Here is a 23,422-nt window from a genome sequence, read left to right as displayed (position 1 = left end):
CCCCGCTGCCACGGTCCGCCGGCGGCAAGGGCGCCGGCGGACCGGTGTCTATCTAGTGATGATATCGCGATCTTAGCAGCGAATGTCCATATTGCGGCTAACATCACGATAGTCCATACCGCAGTAGACACACCCATCGCGGAGGCACACATGCGAGTCCGCTGGACTCTAATCTCGCTCGTCGCGGCGTCCAGTGTTTCGTTGCTACCGGCAACGGCCGCGACCGCCCAACCCACCTACCCACCAACGGCACCGACACTGACCGTCTCGGCGGGCGCCGTCACCGTGGGTGACGCCGTCACGATCCAGGGCAGCAACTTCGGCTCCAACGACCAGATCTCCATCGACGTCAGCTACCAAGACACGACCGGCGCCCGGTTCGGCTCGGGCTCGAGCGGGGCCATCGTGCCGGTCGCCTTGCCGCTGCCAATCGGGGTCGTCAAGACCGTCCGGGCAGACGCCGACGGCAACTTCCAGACCTCGGTGGTCCTGACGAGGGTGGGCAGGGCGGTCATCACCGCGACCGGCTCACCGTCGGGCGTCTCGGCATCGGCCACCGTGCGGGTTTACGCGAAGGGCGAAGCGCTCCCGACGACCGGAGACGACGGCGGCATAGTGACCCGACTGCAGATCGGCGCGGGTGCGGTCGCGGCGGGTGTAGTGCTGGTGTTCGGCGCGATGCTGCTCAGGCGCCGCTCCCGGGCCAACGCCGACACCTGACATGACACCTGCGGCACTGCGGTCGAGGTCACAGGACCTCGACCGCCCCGCCGCGCACTCTGTTTCGGGTATCAAGCACGAGTGGGGCCGCGTCGAGCAGGTCGTAGTCGACGTCGTCGTGGTCGGTGATCAGCACCACCACGTCGGCGGCGCTTACCTCAGCCGGACTGAGGTGGACCAGCGAGACGTACTCCGGCACGCGGTTGCGCTCCACGTAGCGGTCGACGGCGCGTATCTCAGCCCCAAGTCCGTGCAGCAACTCGGCTATGCGAATGGCCGGCGATTCCCGGCAGTCTCCGGTGTTCCTCTTGTACGCCAGCCCGAGCAGCAGCACCCGTGATCCGTTGACGGCCTGGTGATGGCGGTTCATCGCCCTGATCAGGCGTTGCACGACGTACGTGGGCATGTGGTTGTTGATCTCATTGGCCAGCTCCACGAAGCGGAACGACCGGCCGAGGCTCCGCTTTACCTCCCACGAAAGGTAGGACGGGTCGATCGGCAGGCAGTGGCCACCCACCCCTGGCCCGGGAGTGAAGCGCATGTAGCCGAACGGCTTGGTGCAGGCGGCGTCGATGGCCTCCCACACGTCGATGCCCAACTGGTGGGCGAACGTCGCCAGCTCGTTCACCAGCGCGATGTTCACGTGGCGGAAGGTGTTCTCGATCAGCTTCGTGGCTTCGGCCTCCTTGGTGCCGCTGACGGCAATGGTCTTCTCGACGAGAGAGTCATAGAAGCCCTGCACCGCCCGCAGCGACGCTTCGTCCACACCGGAGACGACCTTGGGCGTGTTTACGAGCGACCATTGCCTGTTGCCGGGGTCGATCCGCTCGGGGCTGTAGCCCAGGTGGAAGTCCCGACCCGCGCGTAGTCCGCTGATCTCCTCCAGGATTGGACGGACCAGGTTCTCCGTCGTACCGGGATACGTCGTGGACTCCAGGATCACCGTCGCACCCGGCTTCAGGCAGGCCGCCAGGTGCCGCACGGCGTCTTCGATATAGCTCAGGTCCGGGGCTCCCTCGCGCAGCGGGGTTGGCACCGTGACCACCGCGTAGTCGAAACCGCGTGCGGACTCGTAGTCGCCGGATGGGAGATAGCGCCCAGCACGTAATGCGGCCGCCAGCGTGTCGTCGGCGACGTCCTCCACGTAGGAGGACCCGGCCAGCAGGCGGCTGACGCGCATGTCGTCATTGTCGAGTCCGACAACGTCGTAACCCACTTGCACCGCACGCATGGCGACCGGCAGGCCGACGTACCCCTGGCCGACCACCACAACCTTGTCGATCGTCATGACCCGTTTCCTGTTTGGAGGAGAGCGCGGCCTGGGTGATTTGAACGCTATGACCGCATCTCGCAAGGCGCAACGAGGCGGCCCCTAGGTAGTTGCGCCGGCACTCGCCCGGTAGTCCCGTTATCTGCGATGTATCGCGTTACATTCCTGCTTGTCGCGGACGCTGGTCTACGCCCAGCTGCCGTAGGCGCCAAGCTGCGAGGAAGCTGCTTCCGGCCTGAAGGAGGGGGCCTCCGGCGCACCGGAGGCCCCCTTTGGGTAAAGCGGTCGGGACGATCAGACCCCGGCCTTCATGCCAGCGCCGCTGCGGGTTCCAGCGTGGTCGCCGTGGTCGCCGTAGTAGCCGGCCGAACCGTCGGCGTCGGCGTTGGCGTGGGCGTTGGTGTCGGTGTCGGCAGCGCGGAACAGGCTGCCGACCAGCGGCAGGGCTTCCCGCCGCGCGACGGACGCCGATTCGGCGGTGGCGCCGCCGGAGCAGTCGAACAGACCCAGACCGGTGACGATCGGCGCCGCGCACTGCGCGTTGGTCACCGTGGTCACCGGCGCGATGGTCTGAATCCCGTTACCGGTGCCGATGTTCGGACCGGTGGAGGCGATGATGTCCGGCGCGTCGCCGCCACCCCAACCACGCTTGCCCTCGACCCGTGCGCTCTCCGCAGAGGCACCGCCGGAGCAGTCGAACAGACCCAGACCGGTGACGATCGGCGCCGCGCACTGCGCGTTGGTCACCGTGGTCACCGGCGCGATGGTCTGAATCCCGTTACCGGTGCCGATGTTCGGACCGGTGGAGGCGATGATGTCCGGCGCGTCGCCGCCACCCCAACCACGCTTGCCCTCGACCCGTGCGCTCTCCGCAGAGGCACCGCCGGAGCAGTCGAACAGACCCAGACCGGTGACGACCGGCGCCGCGCACTGCGCGTTGGTCACCGTAGTCACCGGCGCGATCACCTGGGTGCCGTTGAGGGTCCCGATGTTGGGGCCGGACGAGGCGATGATGTCCGGCGCGTCGTCCCAGTCCCAGCTGCCGTGGCCGTCGTCCGACCCGCCGTGGCCGTCGTCCGACCCGCCGTGGCCGTCGTCCGACCCGCCGTGGCCGTCGTCGTAGTACTTGGCCTTCTTGGGCGACTTCTTGTCGTCCTTCTTGTCGTCCCACGCCTTGTAGGAGTTCTCATCCCATGTCGGCTTGTGCGAGCCGTCCGACCCGGCTGAAGCACCGCCCGAGCAGTCGAACAGACCCAGACCGGTGACGACCGGCGCCGCGCACTGCACGTTGGTCACCGTAGTCACCGGCGTGATGGTCTGAAGCCCGTTACCGGTGCCGATGTTCGGACCGCTGGAGGCGATGATGTCGGGAGCCGCCTGGGCGGCGGACTGGCCAATCAGGAGAGCACCCGCGGCGAGAACGCCGACGCTCAGCGACTTACGAACCCAAGACTTCATTATGAGGAACTAACCTTTCAGAGATTGGAAATGTCAGGCGGGAACGCCCGGGAGCCCTTCCAGGGCGCACTGGACGTTGGTTACAGAGGTGAGCGGCTCGATGGTCTGGATGCCGTTGGCGGTGCCGATGTTCGGTCCGGTCTGGGCCACAATCGAAGGGTTCGCGGTGGCACCGCCACTGCAATCCATGATCGTGATCCCGTCGGCGTGGGCCGATGCCTGCGACATCAGGAGCCCGCCCATAGCAAGCACACCGATACTTACGCACCTCCCAACCCATTTCTTCATTGTCGACAGCAACCTTTCGCTATCTTTTATACGATTCTTGACGTGGTTTCTATTCTGTTGTTGTCCGGTTTCTTAGTGCACTTTCAGAAGTCCGGACCTGCGCTCTTTTGGGCGCGGCGTCACCGGGGCGAAATTCGCCCCTCTTTCGCCTGTCGACATGCGCCACTTGGGTGCGTGGTGGTGCTGGTGTGAGATTGCCGCTCAACGTGGCGGCCACAGTGACCTGCCCTCGGTTCCCTCGTCCACAGGTCGTCCGACCTGGGCGTGGCGGGGGCCGATCTGCCCGCCCGCGAGTGGGCGGCAGGTCAGGTCACTAGTCGGGTGAAACCGTCGGGGCCTCGGCATCCCGCCGGAGGACCACGACGTCGGTCGTGACTGGCAGCCGGTGGATCGCCACCGTGCTCTCCACGACCGGGGAGGGCACAACGGCGGATGCGCCACCCTCCATATGGGGAGCCGGTCCACTGACCGGCATCCCGGCACCGGCCCCGAAGAGTCCCCGCAACGGTGCGGGACGAGGCCGATCGGGCCGGCTTTCGCCGCCCTGCCGCGCCTCCGGCGTACCGGCGACGCGATCGTCCGCGCCGGCGTACGGCCGGTTCGCGGACTCTGAGCCGGCGCCAGCCGCAGCCGCAGCCGGAACCGGCTCTGGCTGGCCGGCGGCGAGGTTGGGGTCGACCGGTGCCACGACGGAGCCGGAGCCCGGCCCACCGCCCGTGGTCCCGCCTGGCAACCACCGGTCCACCTGGGGCGCGACCACATCGGACGTGGTCCGGCCCACTGAACCCAGCGTCGACACCGCCGGTGCCGCCGCAGTACGCAGCACGCCGGTCACCGGCTCCAGGACACCGTCCAAGGGAGCCGTGATCGGCTCGGCCACTCGGGTCAGCGCGACGGCGTCAACCGTCGTCGCGTGGCCGCCCGCCGCGCTTGGCCGCAAGGCGGCCGTCGCCAGGCGTGCCGAACGCACGACACTGCCAAGTGGGCCGGACGCCACAGCGTCCCGCTCGTCCACCCCGGTGACGGGGTCGGTGACGAGCGACACGGCCGACAGGCCGGAAGTAACAACCTCGACCGGCCCGTCCGACTCCGCGGCGTGGGCCGACGCGGCCGATAGCAGCCACGCCGCTCCCGCGAAGCCAGCGACGGCAAGAGCCCGCAGACCTAGCCACGTGGCTCGATCCCTCGCTCTCCCCGACCGCGTCATGCTTCGCCCCTCGTCCGCCGGCTGATCGTCGAGGCAGTCTGGTCATTTGACCGCTATGACCGCCTCTTGTAATGCGTAACGAGGCGACCCCCGGGCGGTCACGCGAATTAGCCGGGAAATGTCATCGCATCCGGGCGACGATGCCCGTGTCGTAGTCACCGGAAATGAACTCGTCGTTTTCCAGTACCTCGGCAAAGAAAGGCAGGTTGCATTTCGGCCCGGCGACCTCGAATCCGGCCACCGCGGCGCGGGCCCGGGCGATCGCCTCCACCCGGTCGCGGCCGTGCACGATCAGTTTCGCCATCAGCGAGTCGTAGAACGGCGTCACGGTCGTGCCGGCGGCGTAGCCCGAGTCGACGCGTACCCCCTCGCCCGCCGGCTCGGTCCACGCGGTGACCGCACCGGGTCCCGGCAGGAAGCGCTTGGGGTCTTCCGCGTTGATCCGCAGCTCGATCGCGTGGCCGCGCGGCGAGAGCGCCTCCGGGTCGAACGCCGGCGGCAGGCCCGCCGCCACCCGAAGCTGCTCCTCGACCAGGTCGAGGCCATACACCAGCTCGGTTACCGGATGCTCGACCTGGAGCCGGGTGTTCATCTCCAGAAAGTAGAACTCGCCGCTGTCCGGGTCGAAGAGGCACTCGACAGTGCCCGCGTTGCGGTAGGCGACCGCCTCGCCGGCGCGCACCGCCGCGGCGAGCAGGCGGGCACGCAGTTCGGCGGAGACCGCCGGCGACGGCGACTCCTCCAGCAGCTTCTGGTTGCGCCGCTGCACCGAGCACTCCCGCTCGCCGAGCGCGACCACGCGGCCATCGGCGAGCCCGAGGATCTGCACCTCGATGTGGCGCACCCGCGGGAAGTACCGCTCGATCAGCACCGAGCCGTCCCCGAACATGCGCTCGGCGAAGCTCCGTACCTTGTCGAACTCGGTGCGCAGCGCGGCTTCGTCGGCCGCCACGCCCATGCCCATGCCACCGCCGCCAGCCGCGGCCTTGACCATCACCGGGTATCCGATGGTGGCCGCCGCGTCGAGCGCGGCGTCGACGTGGGCCGCGGGGTCGGTGGTGCCGGCGGCGACCGGCACGCCGGCCGCGGCCATGAGATTACGGGCATTGATCTTGTCGCCCATCGCCGTGATCGCGTCGGCGCCGGGGCCGACCCAGATCAGGCCGTTGGCTTCGACGGTGCGGGCGAAGTCCGCGTTTTCCGACAGGAAGCCATAGCCGGGGTGCACCGCCTGGGCACCGGTCGACTTTGCGGCGGCCAGGATCGCCTCGGCGTTGCGGTAGCTCAGTGCCGGGTTGGCAGGGCCGACGCAGACCGACTGGTCGGCCTCAGCCACGAACGGCAGCGCGGCGTCTGCCTCCGAGTACACGGCGACCGTGCGCACGCCGAGACGCTTCGCGGTGCGGATGATCCGGCGAGCGATCTCGCCCCGGTTGGCGACGAGCAGCGACTCGATCACGCGTGACTCCGTCAGCCGAGCAGCGCCGCGAGCGTCGCCACGCGCAGCAGGCCCGCCCGCCGCTCCCGGTCGACCTCGCCGCCCAGGAACGGCGTCGAATTCATGAGGCCGAAGGCGGCGTGCGCCAGCACGCGCGCCTCGCCCGCGGACAGCTCGGGCCGCAGCGAGGTGAGCACGTTGACCCACTCCTCCACGTAAAGGCGCTGGAGGCGGCGGATCTGCCGGCGCGGCTCTTCCGGCAGCCGGTCGAGCTCGTGCAGGTGCAGTGCGATCACGGCCGGGTTGGCGAGCGCGAACTCGACGTGAAAGTCGATGAGCGACTCCAGCGCACTCCGGGCGTTGCCGTCGTGCTGGGAGACCCGCGTGCGGCCGCCTTCGAGCAGGCCCTCGCTCACCGGGATCAGGGCCGCGACGAGCATCGCCTCTTTGCCGGCGAAGTGATGGTAGAGCGCGGGACCGGTCACGCCGGCCGCCGAGCCGATGTCGTCCATGGACACACCGTGATAGCCGCGAGCAGCGAAAAGGCCCACGGCGATCTCGATTATTTCGTCGCGCCTGGTGCGCCTGCGGGGCACTACCGGCGTCGTCTGCTGTTGCTCCACCGTCACCTGGTCAGCGTAACCAACTGTCAACTCGTACATAACGGGCGTGTCACATCATCCTGCCACCACCGGCGCGACGCGAGCCCCGCCAGCATCGCACCGACCGCATTGAGCAGCACGTCGTCCACTGAGGACACCCGGCCAAGATCGATGGCGTACTGAGTGACCTCCACCACTACCGAACCGGCGGCGCCCAAGGCGGCCAGCCGGAGCGGGCCAGCGAGCGCGGCGACGCGTATCGGGGCGAAGAAGCCCAGCGCGGCGAAGACCAGCAGGTTGCCGCCCACCTGAACCACCGCCGTTCCGGGGTCGCCGGCGAGTTGAGCGGCGAGATCCCGCAGGGGAACGAGGTGCACCCGGCGCGGCCCGTCGCCCGGCGTCAGGATCATCCAGATCCAGGGCAGCGTGCCGGCGACCGCACCGACCTCAGCGACGCTGCGCCACCAGGCGGCGCGAGCCGGCACCCCGCGCTTCTGTCGCCACTTCGCCAGCGCCGCGACCAGCGCCACCACGACCGGCAACGCACAGACTGAGACGCCGATCACACCGCCCCAGTCCCGCATCGCCTGTCCCACGAGGCGGCACGGTACCGCTGTGGAACCACCGGGGGTTGGTGCGGCTCTTCCCCGACATGACTGAGTTAGCTGGCGCTCGCCTCCGCTCGCGCGGGTCATGCGCCCCGAAGCCTCCCTGTAGCCGCCAGTCGCTCCGGTCGCTGCGCTCCCTCCGCTTTGTGGCGGCTGCGGGATGCGGCGCATGACCACGCGACGCGCTGTGCTCGCCCTCGCCCTGGTAGGGCTCGCTGGCTGCACCGAGAAACGAGGCGAACCAACCCCCGCCCGCCGGGGCGATCAGCTCTTCGTGGAGACCGAAGCCGGGCTGTCCGTCGTGGACGCCGGCACAGGTCGCACCACCGTGCCGGCGGCGCCCTCCGTGGTGACGGCCGACTGGTCCCAGCTTGCTCGCGCCGGCTGGACCGGTACCGGCACGACGCTGTCGACACACCGCCTGCCGGACGGGACGCAGGTCACCGGCGGCACGCTCAAGGACCGGCTCGAGGCGCGGGTGCTGTCACCGGACGGGCGCCTGCTCGCGCTCACCAACCCGTCCCGCCCGCGCAGCCGTACCACGCTGGTGGTCGCCGACAGCAGCGGCGAGCGGGTCCGCCTCGACCTGCCCGGGTACCTCGAGCCGGAGGCGTTCGACGCGTCCGGCACCTTCCTCTTCGTGCTCGACTACCTGCCGCCGGCCCGGCCCGACCGGTATCGGGTGCGCCAGATCGACCTGCGGGCGAAGGCGGTGCAGCCGCTGTCGACCCGCCTCAAGACGGCCGTACCGGCCGGTGCCGAGGAGGAGATGCGCGGCGAGGGACGGCAGGCGGTGTACGACCCGCAGCGGCGGCAACTCTTCACGCTGTACACGCACCAGCCGGACCACCTGCACACCCGCGAGCTGGTCGCCGGCGCACGGGATGACGCGCCGCACGTCCACGCGTTCGTGCACGCGCTGCATCTCACCGAGCGCTGGGCGTACTGCGTCGACCTGCCTGAGCCGTTCGGTTCCCGGGCCGCCGCGGGGCACGCGATCGCGCTCAGCGCCGACGGCAGCCGCCTGACCGTGGTCGACACCACCACCGGGGCGTACGCGGAGATCGATCCCGCCGCGCTGGCGGTGACCCGTACCGGCAACCTGCCCGCGCCTCTCGACGGCGGCACCGCCGCGGCGGCACTGACCCCCGACGGGCGGCGCCTCGTGGTAGGCGCCGGTCAAAAGGTCGTGGTGGTGCCGTCGAGCGACAAGCCGGTCCGCTGGTCGACCGGCTCGGAGGTGCGCGGCCTCGCCCTCGTCGGCGACAGCCGCGTCTACGTCGGCCAGGACGGCGAGGTGACCGCACACGACCCGCTGACGGGCCAGGTCATCTCTCGCACCCAGGTGCCGGGCCTGGTGACCCTCCGCCACGCCATGAGCTAAAGGGCACGCACGGCCTTCAGAGCGGCCTCCACATCGGACTCGTCGTTGGCGATCGTCGCTCCGAACCGCAGGAACGTCCGCTGGTACGGCGTCGTGCTGGCGATCACCTTGCTTTCGCGCAGCCGCTCGACCGCCGCCCCCGGGGCCAGACCGGCCACCTCGCAGCACACGATGCCAGCGGACAGCTCCGGGGTCTTCGGCGTGACCAGGCGGACCTTGCTGACACCGGCCAGACCGTCCTTGAGGGCGGTCGCCAGTTCCCTGGTACGCGCCGCGACCCGGCTCTTGCCGATCGCCTTGTGGAAACCGAACGCGTCGGCGAGCGCCCACCGGTGCTCGAAGGCGTGGTATCCGCCAGGGCTGGCGGCTGGACCAGGCGGTGGTGCCGTGCCCGCCTGCCCGAACCAGGCGGCAAAGCTTTCCGCCTGGAACGGCGGGACGATCGGCAGGTAACGCTCCCAGCCGGCGGGCGTGCCGGCGATCAGGCCGGTGCCGCGCGGGCCGAGCAGCCACTTGTGGCAGCCCGAGACCAGAAAGTCGCAGCCGAGCGAGGCCAGGTCGGCGTCCTCCGCGCCGAACCCGTGCACGCCGTCGACGCACAGCAGCGAGCCGCGGCCCCGCAGAGCGTCGGCGATCGCGCGGACCGGCAGCTTGACGCCGGTGCTCGAATGCACCCACGTCACCGCCACCACCTTGGTGCGCGGGGTGACCGCCCGCACGAGGTTGCCCACGATCTCGTCGACGCTGGCCGCCGCCGGATCGGCGTAGAGCCGCACCCGGCGCACGGTCACGCCGTCACGCTCGGACCGCAGGCGCAGGGCCTCGTGCGTGGAGAAGAAGTCGTGCTCGGTGGTGAGCACCTCGTCGCCCCGCGCCAGCCGCAGCCCGGAGTACAGCAGGCCGAGCCCCGCAGTCGTGGAGTGGGTGAACGCGATCTGCTCGGCCGGGATCCCCAGGTATCCGCTGGCACCGGCGGCGACGGCCGCGTCTCGCTCCTGCTCGTGATCGTGCAGATAGCCGATCGGATCCGCGTCGAGCCCGGCGCGGTGCTTTTCGATCGCCACCCGCACCGCCGCCGGGTGCGGAGCGAGCGCGAAAGTGGTCAGATGGGCGACGTTTCGATCGATTGCGAACTGCGCCCGTACACTGGTCCAGTCCGTGGGAATCAGCGGCGGCGTGCTCGATGCCGCCGGCTCAGGGTCAGTACACCCGACCAGGCCCAAGGCCGCCGCCGCGCCCAAGACGTTCCGCCGCCTCATGAGTCACGCTCCGGGCACTTTATTCGAACGTGATCGGCTCCAGAGTGGGCCGCTTAGCCGTCACGGTATCGCCTGAGGAGCGGCCGGTCAGCCGCCGCTTGATCCACGGGGCGAGGTAGCGGCCGGCCCAAGCAAGATCGGCGCCACGAGCCGCGAGCCACGGCTGGCGTACGTGCTCCGGCGGTGCCGCCAGCCAGTCCGGGTCGGGCGCCAGGCCGAGCGCGGTCAGCACGTGCGCCGCCACCCGCTGATGCCCCGCGGCCGAAAGGTGCAACCGGTCGATGCTCCACATGTGTGGGTTGCGGAACGCCTCGTCGCTGGGCAGGTCGACCAGCTTGGCGCCTTGCCGCTCAGCGGTCTCCGCGACCGCCTGATTGAGCGCCGCCACCCGCGCCGAGACGAGCCGCTGCGCCGGCAGCCGCAACCCAGCGAACCGGAAGAGCACCATGTCGGCGCCCGTGCCGCGTACCTCGCTCACCGTCTTGTCGAACCGCTCGATCAGGACAGCCGGGTCGAAGTTGCGCCTCAGCACGTCGTTGCCACCGGCCGCGAAGCTCACCAAGTCGGGCCGCATGGTGAGCGCGGCCGGGATCTGCTCGGATACGACCTGCGGAAACAGCCGCCCTCGAACCGCGAGGTTCGCGTACCGGAAGTCACCGCCCGCCATCCCCGCCAGGGTGCCCGCCACCAGATCGGCCCAGCCCCGATAGGTGCCGTCCGCGTAAGGGTCGTCCATGCCCTCGGTGAAGCTGTCCCCAACTGCTACGAAATTCCGCCACCGCACGCAGGCAATCCTCGCACCGGTGCGAGGAAAATCGGTGCCCCTCAGAGTGCGATGCTGCTTACGCTGCGGCAATGCTGCTGCGGATGTCCACCCTCCTGTTGCGTACCCTGCGCGAGGAGCCCGCCGAGGCAGAGGTGCCGAGCCATCGCCTCCTGCTGCGGGCCGGCTACATCCGGCGCGCGGCACCGGGCGGCTTCACCTGGCTGCCGCTGGGCAAGCTGGTGCTAGACCGGGTCGCCACGGTGATCCGCGAAGAGATGACCGCCATCGGCGGTCAGGAGGTCTCCTTCCCCGCGCTGCTGCCGCGCGAGCCGTACGAGACCAGTGGACGGTGGGCGGAGTACGGGTCGGACATCTTCACGCTCCAGGACCGTCGGGGCGCCGATCACCTGCTGGCGCCCACCCACGAGGAGATGGCCACGCTCCTGGTGCGCGACCTCTTCTCCTCGTACCGGGACTATCCGGTGATCGTGTACCAGGTGCAGACCAAGTTCCGTGACGAGGCGAGACCGCGCGCGGGGCTGCTGCGCGGACGAGAGTTCCTGATGAAGGACGCGTACTCGTTCGACCTGGACGACGATGGGCTGCGGGAGGCGTACGAGAAGCACCGCGGCGCATACCAGCGGATCTTCGACCGGCTGGGGCTGCGGTACACGATCGTCGCGGCCGTGTCGGGCGCGATGGGCGGCTCGGCGTCCGGGGAGTTCCTGGCTGAGACGCCGGTGGGCGAAGACACCTTCGTCGGCTGCACGGCCTGCGGGTACGCCGCGAACACCGAGGCGGTCACCACCGTTGCGCCACCCGCCGGCGACCCTCACGCGCACCCGCCGATCACCGTCCACGACACTCCTGACACGCCGGCGATCGAGTCGCTCGTGGAGCTGGCGAACGCGCGCCGGCTCGGCGGCCGGGGCGATTGGACGGCTGCCGACACGCTCAAGAACGTCGTACTCACCGTCACGCGGCCCGGCGCCGAGCCCGAGGTGCTGGCGATCGGGGTACCCGGCGATCGCGAGGTCGACCTCAAGCGGGTCGAGGCGGCGCTGCATCCCGCGGCGGTGGCGCTGTTCGACGCCTGGGAGAGCCGGCCCGACCTGGTTCGCGGATACATCGGGCCGCAGAAGGTGAGCCTGCGCTACCTGGTCGACCCGCGCGTGGTGCCCGGCACGGCCTGGCTGACCGGCGCCAACGAGCCCGGCCGGCACGCGGTCAACGTGGTGTGCGGTCGCGACTTCACCCCGGACGGCACCATCGAGGCGGCGCAGGTGCGGGCCGGTGACCCCTGCCCCAGCTGCGGGGTCGGCACGCTGACGATGCGCAGGGGTGTCGAGATAGGACACATCTTCCAGTTGGGCCGCCGGTTCACCGACGCGTTCGGTGTCGACGCGCTCGGCCCCGACGGCAGGCCCGTCCGCCCGACCATGGGCTGCTACGGGATCGGCGTCTCGCGGGCGGTGGCGGCGATCGCCGAGCAGCACCACGACGTCCAGGGTCTCGCCTGGCCCCCGCAGGTCGCGCCCTGCGACGTCCAGGTGATCCCCACGAGCCGCGACCTGCTGGGCCCGGCGGTCGAGCTGGCCACCAGCCTGGCCGCACAGGGCCGCCGGGTGCTGGTCGACGACCGCCCGGCGGCGTCGCCCGGCGTCAAGTTCACCGACGCCGAGCTGATTGGCATCCCCCAGACGATCGTCCTAGGCCGCCGCTTCACCGACGGCTACGTCGAGCTCCGCAACCGCCGGACCGGAACTCGCGAGGAGGTCCGCGTGGAGGACCTAGCCGTTTGATTCACGTGAAACGGTATCGACGGCCTTCGCCAGGCCATCGACCACCTGGGCGCCGGGCAGTGTCGCGAGAGCGGCACCAGGCAGGGCGATCTTGCTATGCCGTACCCCGGACCCGATGATCACGTACGGCGTGGCGACCACCCGCGAGTCCACGAGGATCGGCCAGCCCTCCGGCAGCCCGACGGGCGTGATGCCGCCGTACTCCATGCCGGTCAGCTCCACCGCCTCCGCCATCGGGGCGAAGCTCGCCTTGCGCACGTCGAGCATCCGCCGCACCACACCGTTCACGTCTGTGCGGGTGGTCGCGAGGATCACGCAGGCCGCGTAGCGCACGGCGCCTTCGCGCTTGCCCGACACCACGACACAGTTGGCCGACGCGTCCAGCGCGACCTCGTACGCCTCGCAGAACGCGACGGTATCGGCGAGCTCCGGGTCGATCGGCGCGACCAGCACGTCGTCGTCGCCCCATGAGGCGAGCGCCGCTGTGGTGGGCGCGGCCAGCAGGTCGGGCCGGGTGCGGGCGGGCTCGGTCTTCAGCGTCCCTATCACGCCTGTGAGTCTCCCACCGCCGACCCGGCGGCTCAGATGCTGGTGCAGGCCGTCGTCACGACGGGGTTGCTCGTGTTGGTCCACACCACCCCGTCGAGGCGCAGGTGCAGCGAGACGAGCCTGGTCTTCGTGTAGTGCTGCCCCGAGATACCGCTCGTGTTCATGTTGACGTCGTGGTCGATCTCGCCGGTCTTCTCCACCACGCCCGTGTCGACCTTCTTGACCAGCCCGCCGCCGCACTCGTACAGCTCCACCACGAACCGGCTCTTGTAGTAGTAGTTCTCGTAGTCGACGAACCAGGTCACGCTCCAGCCACCACTGGACTTGACCGTCGGGCCGCCCGTGCAGGCACTCAGCGGGACCTCCGGCAGGGTCCCCGACTTGGCGCTGTTGGTCAGCGGTATGCCAATGCCTTCGCACTCCAGCGGCGGGTCGCTGTTGCGGTACCGGGCAAGCGGGGTGCCCTTGATCCCGCCCCCGCTCGGCTTTGCCGGCGTCGTCCTGGGGCGGGTCGAGCCCGAGCCGGCGGGCCGGGGTGAGGTGCCGGCGCTCGCGCTGGTTCCGCCGGACGGCACGCCGCCGCTCGGTGCCGCCCCGCTCGGTAGGGCTCCCACGAGAGCGCCGCTGGCCCCGGGTGACGGCGTCTGGAAGCTCCCGTCGCCGTCGCCGGCTTCCAGGGAGCCGTTGTCGCGGTCGCGGAAGGGCAGCGGCACCAGCTTGGTCGCGAACAGGCCGGCTCCCACCAGCACGATCAGGGTGGCCACGCCCGCCACCACCGCCAGCACCGCTCGCCGCCGCCCAGCGGGCGGCGGCGCGGCCTCAGCCAGCGGCCCGACCGCACGCACGGCCTGCATCACAGCCGTAGGGGACTCGCTATTCCCCGGTGCGGGGCTCAGCGGCCTGGTCGGAGGGCTGGCCGCCGCCGGGGGTGCCACTTTTTCCAGTACTGGGACAGCCTCGCTGGCGCGCGTTGGCGCGGCGGCGAGCAGGCTGCCCTCGGCGACGACGAGTTCGGGCTGCTCCAGTGCGGTGGCCGCGATGCCGAGCACCCGGTGCAGCTGGGTGGCGACGATCGGCATGCGGCTGGCGCCACCAACCAGGACCACGCCGGCCAGCTGCCGGAGGTCTGCCCCCGCGTCGAGCAGCGCGCTGCGGGCGGCGGTGACGGTGCGGTCGACGATCGGCCGGGCGAGCTCGTCGAGCTGTTCCCGGGTGAGCGGCGCGTCCTGTTCGAGCAGCGGCAGGTGCACGACCGCCGACGAGGTTCGCGACAGCAACTCCTTGGCTGCCCGTACCCCGTCCCAGAGCTGCCGGCTGTGTCGCCGGTCAGCCGGGGAGGTCGGCTGTAGGAGTCGCTGCCAGGCCTGCGGGTACCGCCCGCCGTACACCGCGCCGAGGTGCGCCACGACCGCCGCGTCGATGTCGAGCCCGCCCGTGTCGGCGAGGCCCTCCGAGGCGAGCACGGCGAAGCCCTCACCGGTGCGGCGGACCACGGACGCGTCGAAGGTGCCGGCGCCGAAGTCGTACACGAGCAGGTGCCCACCGGCCGGCAGGCGGTCGCCGAGCAGGTTTGCGAAGTGGTGCGCGGCGGCGAGCGGCTCGGGGATGAGCTGCGGGTGTGTGATACCGGCGCGAGCGGCGCCTTCGAGGAGGCTGGCTCGCCGGCGCGCGCCCCACGCCGCTGGATACGTCAGAGCCACCTGAGACGGCCACTGGCCGGCGACTCGCTGGGTCTCCACGACGACCCGGCGCAGCACGGCCGCTATCGCCTCACCGATCGGCATCGCCCGGTCGCCGAGTAGCAGCATGCCGTCGTCGATGCGGCGTTTCGGGTAGGGCTCGAAGCGCTCCGGATAGGACAGTGCGGCGACGACGGCGTCGCGCCCGACGAGCAGCTCGCCGGACTGGTCGGCGAAGACCGCCGAGGGAAGGATCGGTGCGCCGTCGAACAGCACCGGCCGGGCTCGGCCGTCGGGCCAACCCAGCATCGCCACCGTGTTGGAGGTGCCGAAGTCGACGCCCATCCGGAAGGTCCCAAGATCAACACTCAAGTTGGGACTCACCGTACCCCCGTCGACGATCGGGCCTCCCCAGGCATTCGGCCGCCGAGTCTACGACAGTTGATCGACCATCCCCGTCCCGTAACGCTCCGCGAGGTAGTCCTGCCAGGTGCGTGTGCCGGTCGGCCGGGCGGTCGTCGTGAGCGCGCCAGCGCGCATCGCCCGTGCGATGCCACCCGGGAAGCGCAGCCGCAGCACGCGCCGCCGCTTGCCCCGGGCGCGCAGCCACGGCCGCACCACGTCGTCGTACCTCAGTATCTCGGGACCGCCGAAGTCTTCGACCGATTGCGTGGGGCCCGCCTTGAGCAGGTCGGCCAGCCGGTCCGCGACGTCTCGCGGGTCGACGGGCTGGATCGTGACCCCGTCGTCGCCGAGCACCACGCCGAGGACGCTGGCGGCGGGCAGCAGCCGCTCGTCGAGCAGTTGCGGAAACTGGGTGGCCCGCAGGATCGACCACGGGACCGCGGCTTTTCGCACCACACGCTCTGCCGCGAGCTTGTGCCGGTAGTACCCAAGAGGAACCTTGTCGATGCCGACGATCGAGACGTACACGACGTGGCGTACCCCGGCGCGTGCTGACGCCTCGACCAGCCGGCGCGTGCCCGCGACGTCGACGTCTCCCGCACGCCGGTACTGCGTGGTCGCGGACGCGAGGTGTACGACGGCGTCGACCCCGGCGACCGCCTGGTCAACGCCGGCGCCGGTGCCGAGGTCGGCGACCACCCACTCGACCCCGCTCCCGGAGGTGGCCCGCCGGCTCGTGCCCCGCACCTCGTACCTGTCCGCCCGCAGCCGTGGTACGACCGCGCGGCCCAGCGTGCCCGTCGCTCCCGTCACCAGAACCTTCATGCCGGTTGGACGAGGTAGCCGCAGAGATCGTGACTTGACCTTGGCAGGCTAATGGCATTAGCCTAGTAGCTATGTCCACTAGTTACCTGCGCCGCCCCGAAGGTCGTATCGCCTACGAGGTACACGGCAGCGATGGCCCACTGATCATCTGCGTGCACGGCATGGGCGACCTGTCATCGAGCTTCCGCTTCACCGTTCCCGCGCTGCTCGCAGCCGGATACCGTGTGGCTACCCTGGACCTGCGCGGCCACGGCGACAGCGACGACGGCTTCAGCGCGTACGACGACGAGGCCCTGAGCAGCGACATCCTCGCCCTGATCGACCACCTCGGCGGCGAGCGGGCGCTCGTGATCGGCAGCTCGATGGGCGCGGCATCTGGCGTCCTCGCCGCCGCCGAGCAGCCGGCGAAGATCGCCGGGCTGGCGCTGGTGGGGCCCTTCGTGCGCAACCCCCAGACCAGCCCGGTGATGGCGCTGGTGCAGCGGCTGCTCCTGGTCAAGCCGTGGGGCCCGAGCGTCTGGACGGCGTACTACCGCAACTTCTACCCCGGGCGTAAGCCGGCCGACCTGAGCGAGCACCAGCAGCGCATCCGGGAAAGTTTGAGCCGCGGCAGCCACTGGCGCTCGTTCGTCCGCACCACCCGCACCGACCACACCCCGGCGGAGAAGCGCCTCGGCGACGTGCGGGCACCGGCGCTGGTGGTGATGGGCGAGCGCGACCCCGATTTTCCCGACACGACCGCCGAGGCGCGCTTCGCGGCAGACCGGTTGGGCGGCGAGGCCGAGGTGCTGATGGTGCCTGAGTCGGGTCACTACCCGATGACCGATTCACCCGACCTGGTCAACAAGGCACTGGTGTCGTTCGCCGACAAGGCCTTCCGCGCCTGATCGCGCGGAACTGTGGTGGTGGAGCCAAGGGGACTTGAACCCCTAACCCCTGCCTTGCAAAGGCAGTGCTCTGCCAGTTGAGCTATGGCCCCGCCGGCGGGGGAAACCCGCCGGTGGAGGGCTACCTAAGGTCGGGCGCGGTGGTGGCCTCGTGCCACAACGCGCGCTCGTCGTTGGATTCCTTGACCTTCTTGGCGACCAGCGCGGCAACACCGATGACACCGGCGAGGATAAGAACCTTCTTCCACATGTGGGGCTAGATGGAATCGAACCATCGACCTCAGAGTTATCAGCTCTGCGCTCTAACCGACTGAGCTATAGCCCCGCGTGCGAGGAGCAAGGTTACCGTACCGAGGATTCAAGTCCCAAGTCGGGGGCGCCCGGCGTGGCGAGCACCCCCGCTGAGGCTCAGTCGCGCTCGGCGAGCGTCAGCTCGATGCCGCCCACGAGGTCGGCGCAGACGTTGTAGATGAACGCGCCGAGCGTCGCCAGAGCGGTGAAGAGCACCACGTTGACGGCACCGATCAGGGCGGACGTGCCGATGACGCCCTTGGCCGTGATGCGGAACGTGCTGCCGCCCTCGCCGCCGCCGGCGCTGACCAGGTCGGTCAGGCTGCTGTTGACGCTCTCGAAGACTCCCATCGCGTCGAGCGCGAGGTAGAGCACCGAGGTCGCCACGATGACGACGATGAACAGCACCAGCGACACCGCGAAGGAGAACTTCATCACGGACCACGGGTCGATGCGCTTGACGTTCAGGCGGGCCCGCCTGGGACCGCGCGAAGCCGCGGACGCGACGGTGCTGCGTGCCGCGCGGACCGCGTCGCCCACACGGGCCGCTCCGACCGCTCCGGGCGTACGCACGGAGCCGCCACCCGCGGCCGTGCGGCCGGCGATGGGCTGGGTGGTGGTGCCCGCGGCCGCGGGCGTGACGCCGGGCCGCGCGAGGCCGGGAACCGCCGCGGAGCCGGCGGGAGGGGCGCTCACGGGAGCCTTGCCGGTCGCGCTGACCGATGTCGCCTGGCCGTGCCCGTCAGCCTGTGCCGGGTCTGCCGGCGGCGGTGGCATGCCGGGAGCCCGTGTGAACTTGGGCGCGGCCGCCGAGCCGGATGCCGGAGGCGCGGAGGAAGGCGGCGGCGTCGCGGTGCCACTAGCGCCCGGCTTGGCCCCCTTGCCCGCTGCGTTCGAGGTGTCCCCCGCCGGCGCGCCGGACGCCGGTTTCGAAGTGGACGCTGATTCGGCGGGGACTGCCGCCCGGCCCACGACCGCGCGGCCGGTCGCTGGCGTGCCGCTGTCGGCGGCCTCCTCATCGACCGGGTTTGTCGAGGTCCCCGCAACCCCCGACTTCGCCTGTGTCTCCGTCATCAACTAGTCCTGTTCGTCGGGCTCGTCGGCATTGCGAGCAATGGCCACGATCGTGACACCGTCTGGAAGGTCCATCAACTTGACCCCCATTGTGTTCCGATCGCGCGTGCGGCGTACAGGCTTCACCGGAGTCCGGATAACTCCACCAGTACTTGTGATAGCGAACAACTCGTCTTCCGGATCGATCACGACGGCACCCACGAGTCCACCTCGGCGCTCAGTGATCTTGGCGGTCAGCACGCCCTTGCCGCCGCGGCCCTGCACCGGGTACTCCTCGATGGGCGTTCGCTTGGCGTACCCACCGTTCGTGGCGACCAAAACATCCAAGCCCTCGCGAACCACTTCCATCGCGAGCAGCTCGTCCTGCTCCCCGAAGCGCATACCGATAACGCCGGACGTGGCCCGACCCATGGGCCGCAGCGCGTCGTCGGTGGCGTTGAAGCGAATGGCCTGCGCCCTCTTCGACACCAGCAGCAGGTCGTCCTGCGAGCCGGCGAGCGCGGCGCCCACCAACTCGTCCTCGTCACGCAGGTTGATGGCGATGATTCCGCCGCTGCGGTTGGAGTCGAACTCCTCCAGCCGGGTCTTCTTCACGAGACCATTCTTGGTGGCGAGCACAAGGTAAGGAGTGACCTGGTAATGGGGGATGACGATTACCTGGGCGATGTGCTCCTCGGGCTGGAACGCGAGCAGGTTGGCCACGTGCTGACCCTTGGCCACCCTGTTCGCCTCGGGCAGCTCGTACGCCTTCGCGCGGTACACCCGACCCTTGTTGGTGAAGAACAGGATCCACGAGTGCGTCGACGTGACGAAGAAGTGGCTGACGATGTCGTCCTGCCGCAGGCTGGCCCCGCTGACGCCCTTGCCGCCACGCCGCTGTGACCGGTAGAGGTCGACCTTGGTGCGCTTGGCGTACCCGGTCCGCGTGATCGTCACCACGACGTCTTCGCGTGCGATGAGGTCTTCCATGGAGACCTCGCCGTCGAACGGCACGATCTGGGTGCGCCGGTCGTCGCCCCACTTGGCGACGATCTCGGCCAGCTCCTCGGAGACGATCTTCCGCTGCCGCTCCGGCTTCGCCAGGATGTCCTTGAGGTCGGCGATCTCCACCTCGATCTTCGCGAGCTCGTCGATGATCTTCTGGCGCTCCAGGGCGGCCAGCCGGCGAAGCTGCATGTCGAGGATCGCGGTGGCCTGCACCTCGTCGATGTCGAGGAGCTGGATGAGGCCGGTGCGGGCCTCATCGACCGTGGGCGAGCGGCGGATAAGCGCGATGACGTCGTCGAGCGCGTCGAGCGCCTTCACCAGACCGCGCAGGATGTGCGCCCGCTCCTCGGCCTTGCGCAGGCGGTAGGCGGTGCGCCTGCGGATGACGTCGATCTGGTGCTCGACGTAGTACCGGATGAACTGCGCCAGGTTGAGTGTGCGCGGCACACCGTCAACGAGCGCCAGCATGTTGGCGCCGAACGTCTCCTGCAGCTGCGTGTGCTTGTACAGGTTGTTGAGCACGACCTTGGCCACCGCGTCGCGCTTGAGCACGATCACGATCCGCATGCCGGTGCGGCCGGAGGACTCGTCGCGGATGTCCGCGATACCCGCGAGCTTGCCCTCCTTGACCAGCTCGGCGATGCGCTCGGCCAGGTTGTCCGGGTTCACCTGGTACGGCAGCTCGGTGACGACCAGGCAGGTGCGGCCCTTCTTGTCTTCGTCGACCTCGACCACCGCGCGCATCCGGATCGAGCCGCGCCCGGTGCGGTACGCGTCCTGGATGGCCGCCATCCCGACGATGAGGCCGTAGGTCGGGAAGTCGGGGCCCTTGACGATCTGGATGAGCTCGTCGAGCGTGGTGGCCTCGTCCGCCTCCGGGTGCTCCAGGCACCACTGCACCGCGGCCGCGATCTCACGCAGGTTGTGCGGCGGGATCTTCGTGGCCATGCCGACCGCGATGCCCTCGGAGCCGTTGATCAGCAGGTTGGGGATGCGCGACGGCAGGATCGTGGGCTCCTTGGCCCGGCCGTCGTAGTTGTCCTGCATGTCGACGGTGTCTTCGTCGATGTCCCGCAGCATCTCCATGGCCAGCGGGTCGAGCTTGCACTCTGTGTAACGCATGGCGGCCGCTGGGTCGTTGCCGGGCGAGCCGAAGTTGCCGTTGCCGTCGACGAGCGGGTATCGCAGCGACCACGGCTGCGCCATCCGGACCAGGGCATCGTAGATGGCGGAGTCGCCGTGCGGGTGGAACTGACCCATGACGTCACCGACGACCCGGGAACACTTCACGTACCCGCGATCCGGCCGGTACCCCGAGTCATACATCGCGTAGAGGATCTTGCGGTGCACCGGCTTGAGGCCGTCCCGCACGTCCGGCAGCGCCCGCCCGACGATCACGCTCATCGCGTAGTCGAGGTACGAGCGCTGCATCTCCACCTCGAGCCCGACCGGTTCGACGCGGAGGCGCTGCTGGCCTATCTGGTCGGTCTGGTCGGTCTCGTCTTCGAATGGAGTGTCCGTCACAGTAAACCTCGTATCAGATCAAAAGCCGCATTCCGCCTGTGGATAACGGCTGTGGAAACCGCAAAAGCTGTGGAAAACCCTGTGCAGGGCTCAGATGTCCAGGAAGCGCACGTCCTTGGCGTTGCGCTGGATGAACGACCGGCGCGCCTCTACGTCTTCGCCCATAAGGACGCTGAAAAGCTCGTCCGCGGTTGCGGCGTCGTCGAGCGTCACCTGCCGCAGCGTACGGGTGGCCGGATTCATCGTGGTATCCCACAGTTCCGGGTAGTTCATCTCACCCAGACCCTTGAACCGCTGGATGTCGTCGGGCTTGGCGTTGGGCTTCTTCTCCTGCCGAAGGCGGATCAGGCCGTCGCGCTCCCGGTCGGAGTACGCGTACTGCGCGTCGCTGCCCTTCTTGTCCCACTTGATCTTGTACAGCGGCGGGGCGGCCAGGTAGACGTGGCCCAGCTCGACGAGCGGCCGCATGAACCGGAAGAGCAGCGTCAGCAGCAGCGTCTGGATGTGCTGACCGTCGACGTCGGCGTCGGCCATCAGGATGACCTTGTGGTACCGCAGCTTCTCGATGTCGAAGTCCTCGTGCACACCGGTGCCCAGCGCGGTGATCAGCGACTGGACCTCGTTGTTCTTGAGAACCCGGTCGATGCGGGCCTTCTCGACGTTGAGGATCTTGCCGCGAATCGGGAGGATCGCCTGGGTGCGCGGGTCACGGCCCTGCTTGGCCGAGCCGCCCGCCGAGTCGCCCTCCACGATGAACATCTCCGACTCGCGCGGGTCGGTCGACTGGCAGTCGGCCAGCTTGCCCGGCATCGAGCCGGACTCCAGTAGCGACTTGCGGCGGGCCAGCTTGCGGGCCTGGGCGGCGGCGATGCGGGCCCGAGCCGCGGCGGTGGCCTTCAGAATGATCATCTTGGCCTCGGCCGGGTTGCGCTCCAGCCAGTCGTTCAGCCACTCGTTGCAGACCCGCTGCACGAAGCTCTTCACCGGGGTGTTGCCGAGCTTGGTCTTGGTCTGGCCCTCGAACTGCGGGTTGGTCAGCTTGACCGAGATGATCGCGGCGAGCCCTTCGCGGATGTCTTCACCGGAGAGCTTCTCGTCGCCCTTGAGCAGCTTCTTGTCGGCGCCGTACTTGTTGACGACGGTGGTCAGTGCCGACCGGAAGCCCTCTTCGTGGGTGCCGCCCTCGTGCGTGTTGATCGTGTTGGCGAACGTGTAGACCGACTCGCCGTATGACTCGTTCCACTGCATGGCGATCTCGACCGCCATGCCCTCCTCCTCGGCCTGGAACTCGACCACCGTCTTGTGGATCGCGGACTTGGTTTGGTTGAGGTGCCGGACGAAGTCGGCGATGCCGCCCTTGTACAGGAACGTGACCTCGCGCGGCTTGCCCTCGTCGTCCGCGGCTCGCTCGTCACGGAGATGGATCGTGAGTCCCCGGTTGAGGAACGCCATCTCCTGGAGCCGCCGGTAGATGGTCTCGAAGGAGAACTCGGTGGTCTCGAAGACGTCCGCGTCGGGCCAGAAGGCCACCGAGGAGCCGCTGCGGTTGGTCGGCTCACCCTTCTCCAGCGGGGTCGGCTTGGAGTCCCTGTATCGCTGCCGGTAGGTGAAGCCGTTCTTCCAGATCTCCAGCTCCATCTTGGTGGAGAGCGCGTTGACGACCGAGACGCCGACGCCGTGCAGACCGCCCGACACCGCGTACGCCTTGCCGTCGAACTTGCCACCCGCGTGCAGCACGGTGAGGGCCACCTCGACGCCCGGCTTTTTGAGCTTGGGGTGCAGGTCTACCGGGAAGCCCCGGCCGTTGTCGACGACCCGCACACCGCCGTCGGCCAGCAGGACCACATCGATGGTGTCGCAGTAGCCGGCCAGCGCCTCGTCGACCGCGTTATCGACGACCTCCTGTACGAGGTGGTGCAGGCCACGTTCGCCGGTAGATCCGATGTACATACCCGGACGCTTGCGAACCGCCTCCAGGCCCTCCAGAACGGTAATCGACTCGGCGCCGTACTCCTGCTTCTTCTGCGCTGCCACCCTCGGCCACTTTCTCGAGCCGCCCCAGCACCGGTTGGCGCGGGGAGACGCGGGGTAGGCGGGCAGGTCACGGCGGCGGGCACGCACCGCCGAGGGCAGGCGTACCCGTCACCGCGGTCGCCCGCGGATCACGTTCACCGGGACACCGCGCAAGCGCGGCGTCCGCATCCCTTCAATCTTACTGTGCGGAACCGACGGAACAGGTGCACGGCACCCCTCGCGGGCACCTCAGAGGTTCGTAGCCGGCCGAACCGCTCCGGGCGCAACTCCCCCCACACGCGCAGGCGATGCGGATGCCCGGTGGCCACGCCCGCATGGACGGGGATAGCGCAAACGGCTCACCGTGTCGTAATTTTGCCCGGCGC

The 23,422-nt window shown here is 69.5% G+C and carries 20 protein-coding genes and 2 tRNA genes; 4 read left to right on the top strand and 18 right to left on the bottom strand.

Going from position 1 to position 23,422, the window contains the following annotated elements; genetic code table 11:
* The first annotated feature begins 150 nt into the window (after positions 1-150).
* A complete protein-coding gene (locus V6V89_RS09130; protein WP_334618562.1) occupies positions 151-720 on the top strand; it encodes a hypothetical protein in 570 nt (189 codons plus the stop codon).
* A 28-nt stretch (positions 721-748) separates the two neighbouring features.
* Here the strand turns inward: V6V89_RS09130 and V6V89_RS09125 are convergent, their stop codons facing one another.
* From V6V89_RS09125 to V6V89_RS09095, 7 genes are all read right to left on the bottom strand, one after another.
* Positions 749-2,008 (bottom strand): nucleotide sugar dehydrogenase, encoded by a 1,260-nt coding sequence (locus V6V89_RS09125; protein WP_334618561.1) that lies wholly within the window; start codon positions 2,006-2,008, stop codon positions 749-751.
* Positions 2,009-2,284: 276 nt separating this feature from the next.
* A complete protein-coding gene (locus V6V89_RS09120) occupies positions 2,285-3,448 on the bottom strand; it encodes a hypothetical protein (RefSeq protein ID WP_334618560.1) in 1,164 nt (387 codons plus the stop codon).
* A 33-nt stretch (positions 3,449-3,481) separates the two neighbouring features.
* On the bottom strand, positions 3,482-3,691 hold the full coding sequence (locus tag V6V89_RS09115; protein ID WP_334618559.1) for a hypothetical protein: 210 nt from the start codon (positions 3,689-3,691) through the stop codon (positions 3,482-3,484).
* A gap of 358 nt (positions 3,692-4,049) precedes the next feature.
* On the bottom strand, positions 4,050-4,781 hold the full coding sequence (locus V6V89_RS09110; RefSeq protein ID WP_334618558.1) for a hypothetical protein: 732 nt from the start codon (positions 4,779-4,781) through the stop codon (positions 4,050-4,052).
* A gap of 283 nt (positions 4,782-5,064) precedes the next feature.
* Entirely contained in the window at positions 5,065-6,402 is a 1,338-nt protein-coding gene (locus V6V89_RS09105) for an acetyl-CoA carboxylase biotin carboxylase subunit (protein ID WP_334618557.1), read from the bottom strand.
* Positions 6,403-6,413: 11 nt separating this feature from the next.
* Positions 6,414-7,010, bottom strand: a complete 597-nt coding sequence (locus tag V6V89_RS09100; protein WP_334618556.1) for a TetR/AcrR family transcriptional regulator — start codon at positions 7,008-7,010, stop codon at positions 6,414-6,416.
* A gap of 20 nt (positions 7,011-7,030) precedes the next feature.
* Complete coding sequence (locus V6V89_RS09095; RefSeq protein ID WP_334618555.1) at positions 7,031-7,579, bottom strand: VanZ family protein; 549 nt, start codon at positions 7,577-7,579, stop codon at positions 7,031-7,033.
* Between the two features lie 181 nt (positions 7,580-7,760).
* On the opposite strand from V6V89_RS09095, the gene V6V89_RS09090 reads away from it, so the two are divergent.
* A complete protein-coding gene (locus V6V89_RS09090) occupies positions 7,761-8,975 on the top strand; it encodes a YncE family protein (RefSeq protein WP_334618554.1) in 1,215 nt (404 codons plus the stop codon).
* Here the strand turns inward: V6V89_RS09090 and V6V89_RS09085 are convergent.
* Both V6V89_RS09085 and V6V89_RS09080 read right to left on the bottom strand, forming a co-directional pair.
* Complete coding sequence (locus tag V6V89_RS09085) at positions 8,972-10,234, bottom strand: aminotransferase class V-fold PLP-dependent enzyme (RefSeq protein WP_334618552.1); 1,263 nt, start codon at positions 10,232-10,234, stop codon at positions 8,972-8,974. The two genes, V6V89_RS09090 and V6V89_RS09085, sit on opposite strands and share 4 nt — an antisense overlap.
* Positions 10,235-10,253: 19 nt before the next feature.
* Positions 10,254-11,018: an SGNH/GDSL hydrolase family protein gene (locus V6V89_RS09080; protein ID WP_334618551.1), complete on the bottom strand. Its 765-nt coding sequence runs from the start codon at positions 11,016-11,018 to the stop codon at positions 10,254-10,256.
* Positions 11,019-11,089: 71 nt separating this feature from the next.
* On the opposite strand from V6V89_RS09080, the gene V6V89_RS09075 reads away from it, so the two are divergent.
* Positions 11,090-12,802: a proline--tRNA ligase gene (locus V6V89_RS09075; RefSeq protein WP_334618550.1), complete on the top strand. Its 1,713-nt coding sequence runs from the start codon at positions 11,090-11,092 to the stop codon at positions 12,800-12,802.
* On the opposite strand, the gene V6V89_RS09070 is transcribed toward V6V89_RS09075, so the two are convergent.
* From V6V89_RS09070 to V6V89_RS09060, 3 genes are read right to left on the bottom strand one after another with little or no spacing between them, the layout of a single operon-like run.
* Entirely contained in the window at positions 12,791-13,348 is a 558-nt protein-coding gene (locus V6V89_RS09070) for a YbaK/EbsC family protein (protein WP_334618654.1), read from the bottom strand. The genes V6V89_RS09075 and V6V89_RS09070 overlap by 12 nt on opposite strands.
* Before the next feature lie 35 nt (positions 13,349-13,383).
* A complete protein-coding gene (locus V6V89_RS09065; protein ID WP_334618549.1) occupies positions 13,384-15,402 on the bottom strand; it encodes an Hsp70 family protein in 2,019 nt (672 codons plus the stop codon).
* Between the two features lie 60 nt (positions 15,403-15,462).
* Entirely contained in the window at positions 15,463-16,248 is a 786-nt protein-coding gene (locus V6V89_RS09060; RefSeq protein WP_334618548.1) for an SDR family oxidoreductase, read from the bottom strand.
* An 83-nt stretch (positions 16,249-16,331) separates the two neighbouring features.
* Between V6V89_RS09060 and V6V89_RS09055 the strand changes: the two genes are divergently transcribed.
* Positions 16,332-17,147 (top strand): alpha/beta fold hydrolase, encoded by an 816-nt coding sequence (locus V6V89_RS09055; protein ID WP_334618547.1) that lies wholly within the window; start codon positions 16,332-16,334, stop codon positions 17,145-17,147.
* Between the two features lie 16 nt (positions 17,148-17,163).
* Here V6V89_RS09055 and V6V89_RS09050 read toward each other — a convergent pair.
* The 6 genes from V6V89_RS09050 to gyrB form a co-directional block, all read right to left on the bottom strand.
* A tRNA-Ala gene (locus tag V6V89_RS09050) sits at positions 17,164-17,239 on the bottom strand.
* Positions 17,240-17,268: 29 nt separating this feature from the next.
* Positions 17,269-17,397, bottom strand: coding sequence for a DLW-39 family protein (locus V6V89_RS09045; RefSeq protein WP_281892147.1), 129 nt, complete (start codon positions 17,395-17,397; stop codon positions 17,269-17,271).
* Between the two features lies 1 nt (position 17,398).
* Positions 17,399-17,472, bottom strand: a tRNA-Ile gene (locus tag V6V89_RS09040).
* 83 nt (positions 17,473-17,555) lie between these two features.
* Positions 17,556-18,512 (bottom strand): DUF3566 domain-containing protein, encoded by a 957-nt coding sequence (locus V6V89_RS09035; protein WP_334618546.1) that lies wholly within the window; start codon positions 18,510-18,512, stop codon positions 17,556-17,558.
* 3 nt (positions 18,513-18,515) lie between these two features.
* The gene (gene gyrA / locus V6V89_RS09030; RefSeq protein WP_442935104.1) at positions 18,516-21,023 is read right to left on the bottom strand and encodes a DNA gyrase subunit A; all 2,508 of its coding nucleotides are present in this window, start codon (positions 21,021-21,023) and stop codon (positions 18,516-18,518) included.
* A gap of 90 nt (positions 21,024-21,113) precedes the next feature.
* Positions 21,114-23,057 (bottom strand): DNA topoisomerase (ATP-hydrolyzing) subunit B, encoded by a 1,944-nt coding sequence (gyrB, locus tag V6V89_RS09025; protein WP_334618545.1) that lies wholly within the window; start codon positions 23,055-23,057, stop codon positions 21,114-21,116.
* Positions 23,058-23,422 lie beyond the last annotated feature (365 nt).

It is taken from the genome of Micromonospora sp. CPCC 206061, assembly GCF_036906915.1.
Lineage (GTDB): Bacteria > Actinomycetota > Actinomycetes > Mycobacteriales > Micromonosporaceae > Phytohabitans.
Note: the sequence above shows the minus strand (reverse complement) of the source record. Positions and strands in the feature narration are given on the sequence as shown.